Consider the following 7246-nt stretch of genomic DNA (forward strand, 5'->3'; position numbering starts at 1 on the left):
CGGGGAGAGTATCTGGACGGACAAATACGGTCGGGTGAAGGTGAAGTTCCACTGGGACCGTCTGGCGAAGGGCGATGACACCAGCTCCTGCTGGGTGCGCGTGTCGAGCGCGTGGGCGGGCCAGGGCTACGGCGGGGTGCAAATCCCGCGCGTCGGCGATGAGGTGGTGGTGGACTTTATCAACGGCGACCCGGACCGTCCGATCATTACCGGGCGCGTGTACAACGACGCGAGCATGCCGCCGTGGGCGCTGCCGGCTGCGGCGACGCAGATGGGCTTTTATAGCCGCAGCAAAGATGGCCATAAAGACAATGCCAATATTCTCCGTTTTGAAGATAAAGCTGGGCACGAGCAGATCTGGATCCATGCAGAAAAAAATATGGATACGGATATTGAAAATTCTGAAACTCATGATGTCGGTGTCGATCGTAGAAAAACCATCGGACAGGATGAGAATATTACGATTAAGCGGAACCTGAAATCAGATGTAGGTAATAATGAAACGCATAATATTGGTAACAAGCACGTTATAAACGTTGGGAAAGATCAAACCGTCTTGACCATGGATAAAGAAGGTAACGCGCTGCTGGAATCTGTGACCACGATTAAACTCAAAGTTAAAGACAACTATATTCTGATCGCCCCGGATACCATTGAGATTCACGTAGGCCAGGGCAACCTCAAAGCAGAGGCTGTGGAACAAGCCATCTTCAAAGGTGATGAGCTTACAAAACTAGGTGATGGGATCAATACCGAGCTCAAGGCAAATGATACGGTGAGTATAACGGGAACTAACCTTACCGATATTAAGGGCGCGATTGTAAAAGTTAACAGTTAATCTGCGTACAGAGAACGCTATTATGGGAAAACCAGCCGCCAGAGCGCGCATTGATTCCAGCGCACATACTGGCCCAATTCAAAGCGGAAGTCCCAACGTAATTATTGGCGGATTTCCGGCAGCACGAAAAGGCGACCCGCTTTCATGCTCCCAACATGGTCAGGGAAGTATTCTCAGTGGTTCAACAACGGTATTTGTGAACGGTTTGCCTCTCGCCAGGGAAGGTGACAAGACGGGTTGCAATACCTCAGCGACCCCTGCGGTCGCATCCACTCAACCCGCACCTCCGCAATACTGGGGCGGTACGGCGGCGAAGGATGCGGGTAAAGATGGTGCTATACATGGTGATGTTTACGACGCCCGTGTGCTTGGCGCCTATGCAAGCCTTGAAGATAAATCCGGCTTTGGAAAACCTGATACGGCTTCAGCCGGATTCGCACTTGCCGATATCACGGTCGGGAATGCAAAAAGCCAGGATAAATATAAAGGCGAGGTACGTACTAAAGTAGGGGTGGCGACTGCTAGCGGCACGTTAGTGACCGATCGAGCTGATTACGGGGCGATTAATCTCAATGCAAACGCCACCGCGATACAATATGGCGCCTCGGGAAGCATTGGAAAAGAAGGGCAACAATACGGCGGCGTCGGTGGGGATGTATATCTGGCAACCGCTGAAGCGAAGGCCGTCAGTGAACTATATGACGGAAATAAAGGGCGTTATGGTTTTAATGTTGAACTTGGCGCAGAAGCCGCGGCGGTCAAAGGAGAGGCGACGGCTAAAGCCGATTTTTATGGCGTAGTCGTTGCCGATGGCAAACTTTCAGGGAGTGCAGGGAGCGCTGGCGCTTCTGCAGGCGTGGGAACCTGGATTGATAGCACTGATTATTCATTTAACCTTAAGGTGTCCGGTGAGCTTGCAGCGGCGCTCGGTCTGGGAGGAGATGCCAGTATCAAATTTGCTCTCAAACCGATCCTTGACTGGATTTATGACGATGATGAAAGTAAGCCGTCCCCAGCGGCGGGCAGTGGCGATGGTGTGATTAAGACTGGCTGTGTTACAGTCCTGATAGGAGATTAAAATGTGTAAATGGGGAACGTTGTGATGCATTGGTTTTTCTTTATTCTCTTTATGATTTGGACGCTAGCGCTTATCTGGAATGGAAAAGATTTATTTAACAAAAAGCAGTGGCTCCTTGCGGGGTTAATGTTCGTTCTGGTGTTAGTGGCTACGGTCGTCATTGGCTTTACGTTGAAATGGCTTGCTCAGTCAATGTCATTATTTTCCGTCGCAACGGCCAAGCATTATTCGATTATCTTATCCATGTCTTTCCTGTGTGTTTGGGGATTAAAGATCACAGTAGTGCTGCTCTGCACGTTATTTTCCGGGATTATGGGGGGGCACAAAAGATACAACGCGGAAAATTATGAAAAATTATCGTCTATGACACGTGCCGTGGCGCCTGGCTTACTTATCTTTGCTAAAAGCTTAATTACCCTCGGAAGCTTCCTTATGTTTTCGGGTTTATGGCTTAAGTAAGCGCGACGAGTGAGGTTGCATTATGGTTACTGAAAAACAATATTTTTTTCCTCTTGAGATAAAGGATCAGGAAAAAGAGATTCGGGAAAATTTCTGGAAATGTCTCTATACCTCTGCAGAAAAAGAGATGCTTCATTACTGGCTATTGTTACCCCAGAATGTTAAGCCAGCAGAGTTAAAGCCGATCACGTTTCAGGAGGTTGGGCTGACGAATATCGGACGATACATCGCCGATGAGACCGGCCCCTATATTGAAGTCTGGGCTGCATATGAACACTGTCAGTGGGAGATGAATGCGTCAGACTGGCTTATCAATAAGCTCGATTTAATGGGTGAGAAAGTACTGAGCCAAAGGATAATTACTCATCCTTCAGGAAGCGGGAAGTTTGCGGATATCCTGTCCATTAAAACGATGCCATCGGGTGATGAGGTCGTTTCACGATATACGGTGCAGAAGGATTATAATCCTGTAAATGGTGGGGGAAATTACTTCCTTTTGAAAACGGCTTGTGCGTCGAAGGATTACAACACGATTGCCGATACTATTTTCCTGATTGCTATCAACTGGGATTTACTGCATCGCAGCAATTTGATGCTTTCAGAACTGTTGAAAACAGTCAGCCTTAGCAACAAAAATGACAGTGGATTTAAAATTCCGGATTCATGGCAGGTGAATACGCTGGATGATAATCGTCTGGTAATTGAACACACAATAGGTAACGTCAACCATGGAGTGATTAATTTCTGTCTTTTCCGTCAGGCTGATTATCCCGCTGCGCAGGCTATTTTCGATGAAGCTACTGCGCGCTTTAACCGCCACGATAGTGCGGTCTCTCTTACGACATCGGACATTGCCAGCATCCCAAATGATATCAATCCCACGTTTACAGGCGATCTTTATAGCTGTACGGGAGAGGTAGTCAGTGCTGCTGAGAATATCAGGGCTTATTACGATATGCGTATCTTTAAAATTAATGATTTGTGGTGTTACGTTGAGGTGGTTGGGCCTCATCGTAATCATCAGGATTATTATTACGAAGCCAATAAACGATGCATGGAAATCATTCTTTCTACGTTTCGCATAGAAAAACGATGAGCTGACAAAGTTAATTCATGACCATCTAAATAAAACCACAGAAATGTGGTTTTATTTTTGTTTCACAGAGACAATATCATAACCGCCTTCGTTCTGAGGATTAGTTAACTTCAGGCACTGAGATCAGATCATCGTGGAATAAAAAATCATGCTCAGCTGAACTATCGTTCAGCTCGCGGGAGTGGATATTCTGTTCTGAAAACTGACATCCCGCTATGTTAACGGCACGCCAGGGCAGTATTTGAGGTGACTCATGAGTAAAGAAAATTACACCGCGCTGGATTATATCAATGATGCTATTGATGCAATTAATCATCGATTAGAAGAAAATCCTACATTTTCTTTATATGCTATGGCAAAGAATCAGTTGGACTATATTAAGTCTATTCTAACGGGGTCTGAGAAAGATAAAAGTAAATTGCACAAATTAAATCTTGGAGTGCTTGCGTCAAAAGAGTTTGATACAACCGATGCAGAACTTGCTCAGCATTTGTCCAATGTTAATTATATAGCTTCGCAAATGGGAAAAGGATTGAAGTTTATTCTCCCTCATGAGCAAGACGTTGAGTATTTGAAAAGGCAAAGACGGTATCGCAAGTGGTAAACAACGTTTGATTAAAGGGTGCGGGATGATAGATCTTTACAGCGAAGACTCAGTAATTAATCATTATGCCGATCGTTATAATAACTACATGCCTGTTAATGTTCGTAAGGTAATAAGAAGCAGCATTGATGATTCAAATTCCTCTCATGTATGGGATGAAACATTACCTTTAATCACAAATGAAGATGTTTCACGCGATAAAGCACTTGGGGCGTTAGTGGGTTTGGCTGTTGGCGATGCAGTTGGCACTACTCTTGAATTTAAACGCAGAGATAGTGAACATGTAGTGGATATGATTGGTGGCGGGCCCTTTGAATTAAAACCCGGTGAATGGACAGATGATACGTCTATGGCATTATGTCTGGCAGAAACTTATCTTTCAGAAAACAGAATGCATACCGATGTACTTAGAAAATATCTCCTGAAATGGTATCTCAATGGGGAGAACAGCAGTAATGGTCGTTGTTTTGATATCGGTAAAACGACGCGATTCGCGCTTGAACAGTATATGCTTGTCGGACCTTCCTGGTATGGTAATACAGAAAAGCACACGGCTGGTAATGCTGGGGTTATTCGTCAAGCTCCGGTGTCTATCTTCCGTCGAAAATCGCTGCGTGCGATTTACTTCGAATCCCAGGCTCAGAGTCGAGCAACTCATGGTGCAGTAGAGTCAATTAATGCATGCCAATTCCTCGGATTAGTATTGCACTATTTAATTAACGGTTATCAAAAAGACGAAGCTTTTTCGCCTCATGTTTTCCCATTATGCGCGCGTGTAATGATCATAAACGCGGGTGAGTATAAGCAGAAAACTCGCGATCAGATTCGTTCAAGTGGTTATGTTATCGATACGCTTGAGGCCGCGATGTGGTCCGTATGGAATACTGACAATTTCCGTGATGCGATTCTGCTGGCTGCCAATCTTGCCGATGATGCTGACAGCGTCGCGGCGACGGCGGGACAAATAGCGGGGGCGTTGTATGGTTATTCCGCTATCCCGCAGGACTGGAAAGATAAACTCGTACAACACGAACGTATTGCCACAATGGCGGGTAAACTATTCGATAGAGCACCTGAGGATAATTTTTTATAGTTAGAATTACCAAGGGTAAGCGAGGGCATATGATGACTTGCGATCAGGTATGGAATTTTTAGTTAACTGAATCTACTGCAATGAATGAAATGACAATGTTTGGTTACGTTGATAGAGCATTAACTTTAGCACAGAAAAGATATGCAGACGTCAAGAATCGTGATCCCCAATCCCCGCTGTTGCAAATGTACGACTCTATTGTACAACAATTATTATTTCTACGGGATTTAATCGAAGGCAAGGAAAAGGATAGAGCGAAATTATGGGATATGACGTTCGGTATGTATGCAGGGAAGGAGTTTGATCATTCTGATGAGTTGTTTTTTGAAAGGTTGTCAGAGGCCTGGTTTATTGTGGATCAAATCCGCCGAGGGTTAAAGGTTAGGCTGCCGCATGAGGTCGATACCAACTATAATAAAAAGAAACAAAACCTCATGAAGAAATACCCTGATGAATTTTAGTATTTCATATGAATAATATTTTTTATTATGGGTGAAAGGTGATTGACTTACATGCTGATTTAAATGCCTTGTTAAAATATGTTGATAGATATCGTAAATACTTACCCATTAGCAGACCTTCAGTCCAGCGAAGGATGCAGTATACGTATGATAATAAGCCATTAGAATCATCCTCAAATAGTGATGTACAAAAACAATGGGATTTAACACCACCATGTAATATCTCACTAGCGCAATCACGGGATCGTGCGGTAGGTACGCTTATTGGTCTTGCTGTTGGAGATGCTGTAGGTACGACGCTCGAATTTTTACCTCGTGACAAAGCACTCGTCAAAGATATGACAGGTGGTGGGCCATTTCGACTTCGTGCCGGCGAATGGACGGATGATACATCCATGGCGTTATGTCTTGCGGAAACGCTCCTTGAGAAGGGTGATGCTGATACTATATGCTTCAGGAATAAGCTTCTGGAATGGTATCAGCATGGTTATAACAGTTCAAATGGCGTCTGTTTTGATATAGGCAATACAACTCGATTTGCTTTAGAACAATATTTAATAGTTGGTCCTGGGTGGAACGGTAATACTTCGCCAGAAACTGCCGGTAATGCTTCCATGATCAGACAAGCACCTGTCTCTATTTTTTTTAGAAAATCATTAAGCAAAGCGTTTTATGAAGCTAAAAAACAATGTATCGCAACACACGGTGCCGCGGAAGCAATAAATAGCACGCAGTATTTAAGTTTTTTGCTTGTGCATATGATTAACGGTAGCAATAAAGATTTTGTTTTTACACCACACGTTATGCCGCTTCAGCCACGTGTAATGATCATTAACGCGGGTGAGTATAAGCAAAAAACTCGCGATCAGATTCGTTCAAGCGGTTACGTTATCGATACGCTTGAGGCCGCGATGTGGTCCGTATGGAAAACGGATAATTTCCGTGATGCCATTCTGCTGGCAGCCAACCTTGCCGATGATGCTGACAGCGTTGCGGCGACGGCGGGACAAATAGCGGGAGCATTATATGGTTATTCCGCTATTCCGCAGGAGTGGAAAAATAAACTCGTACAACATGAACGTATCGCCAAAATGGCTGGTGAATTGTTCGATAGAGCCCCTGAAGACACTTTCTTGTAACTGTTTATCTCGATGAAAATTCAGGAAAAGTTGTTTTTTTGTGGCATGAGAAGTCAATCTTACAGCTACTCATTATCAAACCAGCAGCGTTTACGCTTTGCGTATTGAAATGAGTTAACTTCTGGCACTGAGATTAGTCCATAGTGGAATAAAGATTATGCTCAACCGAATTACCGTTCAGCTCCCGGTGGAGGGGCTTCTGTTCTGGAAACTGACGGGCCGCGAGGCGATGTCCGAGTCGTTCGCGCTGACGCTGACCGTGCTCGGCACGGACGCGCGCATCGACCGCAGTAAGCTGCTGGGCCAGCCGGTCACGGTGACCATCCCGACGCAGAGCCTGCTGACGTCCCGCTATATTAACGGCAAGATTACCCGCGTGGCGGTCAGCGCCGTTGAGCTGACGGGCACCCGCTATGCGGTGTACCAGCTGACGGTGGAGCCTGACCTGTGGCCGATGAAGCGCGACCGTAACCTGCGT

General features: G+C 45.3%; 9 protein-coding genes. All 9 read left to right on the top strand.

Translation table 11 applies throughout. The annotated features are described in order from the left end of the window. Positions 1-838 (top strand): type VI secretion system Vgr family protein (locus AC0TNG_RS00295; protein ID WP_473723527.1); only part of this gene is annotated, 838 nt, incomplete at its 5' end. Between the two features lie 22 nt (positions 839-860). After that, a complete protein-coding gene (locus AC0TNG_RS00300; RefSeq protein ID WP_473712414.1) occupies positions 861-1916 on the top strand; it encodes a PAAR domain-containing protein in 1056 nt (351 codons plus the stop codon). 24 nt (positions 1917-1940) lie between these two features. Further along, the gene (locus AC0TNG_RS00305) at positions 1941-2375 is read left to right on the top strand and encodes a hypothetical protein (RefSeq protein WP_073961692.1); all 435 of its coding nucleotides are present in this window, start codon (positions 1941-1943) and stop codon (positions 2373-2375) included. Positions 2376-2397: 22 nt separating this feature from the next. Continuing rightward, positions 2398-3471, top strand: coding sequence for a hypothetical protein (locus AC0TNG_RS00310; protein WP_473712413.1), 1074 nt, complete (start codon positions 2398-2400; stop codon positions 3469-3471). A 253-nt stretch (positions 3472-3724) separates the two neighbouring features. Beyond that, complete coding sequence (locus AC0TNG_RS00315; RefSeq protein WP_061716465.1) at positions 3725-4075, top strand: immunity protein Tsi6 family protein; 351 nt, start codon at positions 3725-3727, stop codon at positions 4073-4075. 25 nt (positions 4076-4100) lie between these two features. Then, the gene (gene tri1 / locus AC0TNG_RS00320) at positions 4101-5168 is read left to right on the top strand and encodes an ADP-ribosylarginine hydrolase Tri1 (RefSeq protein ID WP_048992425.1); all 1068 of its coding nucleotides are present in this window, start codon (positions 4101-4103) and stop codon (positions 5166-5168) included. 80 nt (positions 5169-5248) lie between these two features. Continuing rightward, positions 5249-5629: an immunity protein Tsi6 family protein gene (locus AC0TNG_RS00325; RefSeq protein ID WP_463727440.1), complete on the top strand. Its 381-nt coding sequence runs from the start codon at positions 5249-5251 to the stop codon at positions 5627-5629. A 38-nt stretch (positions 5630-5667) separates the two neighbouring features. Continuing rightward, positions 5668-6768: an ADP-ribosylarginine hydrolase Tri1 gene (tri1, locus tag AC0TNG_RS00330; RefSeq protein ID WP_473712412.1), complete on the top strand. Its 1101-nt coding sequence runs from the start codon at positions 5668-5670 to the stop codon at positions 6766-6768. A 157-nt stretch (positions 6769-6925) separates the two neighbouring features. Next, a partial coding sequence (locus AC0TNG_RS00335; RefSeq protein WP_237764646.1) for a contractile injection system protein, VgrG/Pvc8 family occupies positions 6926-7246 on the top strand: 321 nt, incomplete at its 3' end.

Source organism: Enterobacter sp. PL_is514 (genome assembly GCF_055816715.1).

Bases quoted from the DNA above. Each gene is read 5' to 3' on its own strand.
- AC0TNG_RS00300 (WP_473712414.1), top strand. From the start codon at position 861: ATGGGAAAACCAGCCGCCAGAGCGCGCATTGATTCCAGCGCACATACT.
- AC0TNG_RS00305 (WP_073961692.1), top strand. From the start codon at position 1,941: ATGCATTGGTTTTTCTTTATTCTCTTTATGATTTGGACGCTAGCGCTT.
- AC0TNG_RS00310 (WP_473712413.1), top strand. From the start codon at position 2,398: ATGGTTACTGAAAAACAATATTTTTTTCCTCTTGAGATAAAGGATCAG.
- AC0TNG_RS00315 (WP_061716465.1), top strand. From the start codon at position 3,725: ATGAGTAAAGAAAATTACACCGCGCTGGATTATATCAATGATGCTATT.
- tri1 (WP_048992425.1), top strand. From the start codon at position 4,101: ATGATAGATCTTTACAGCGAAGACTCAGTAATTAATCATTATGCCGAT.
- AC0TNG_RS00325 (WP_463727440.1), top strand. From the start codon at position 5,249: ATGAATGAAATGACAATGTTTGGTTACGTTGATAGAGCATTAACTTTA.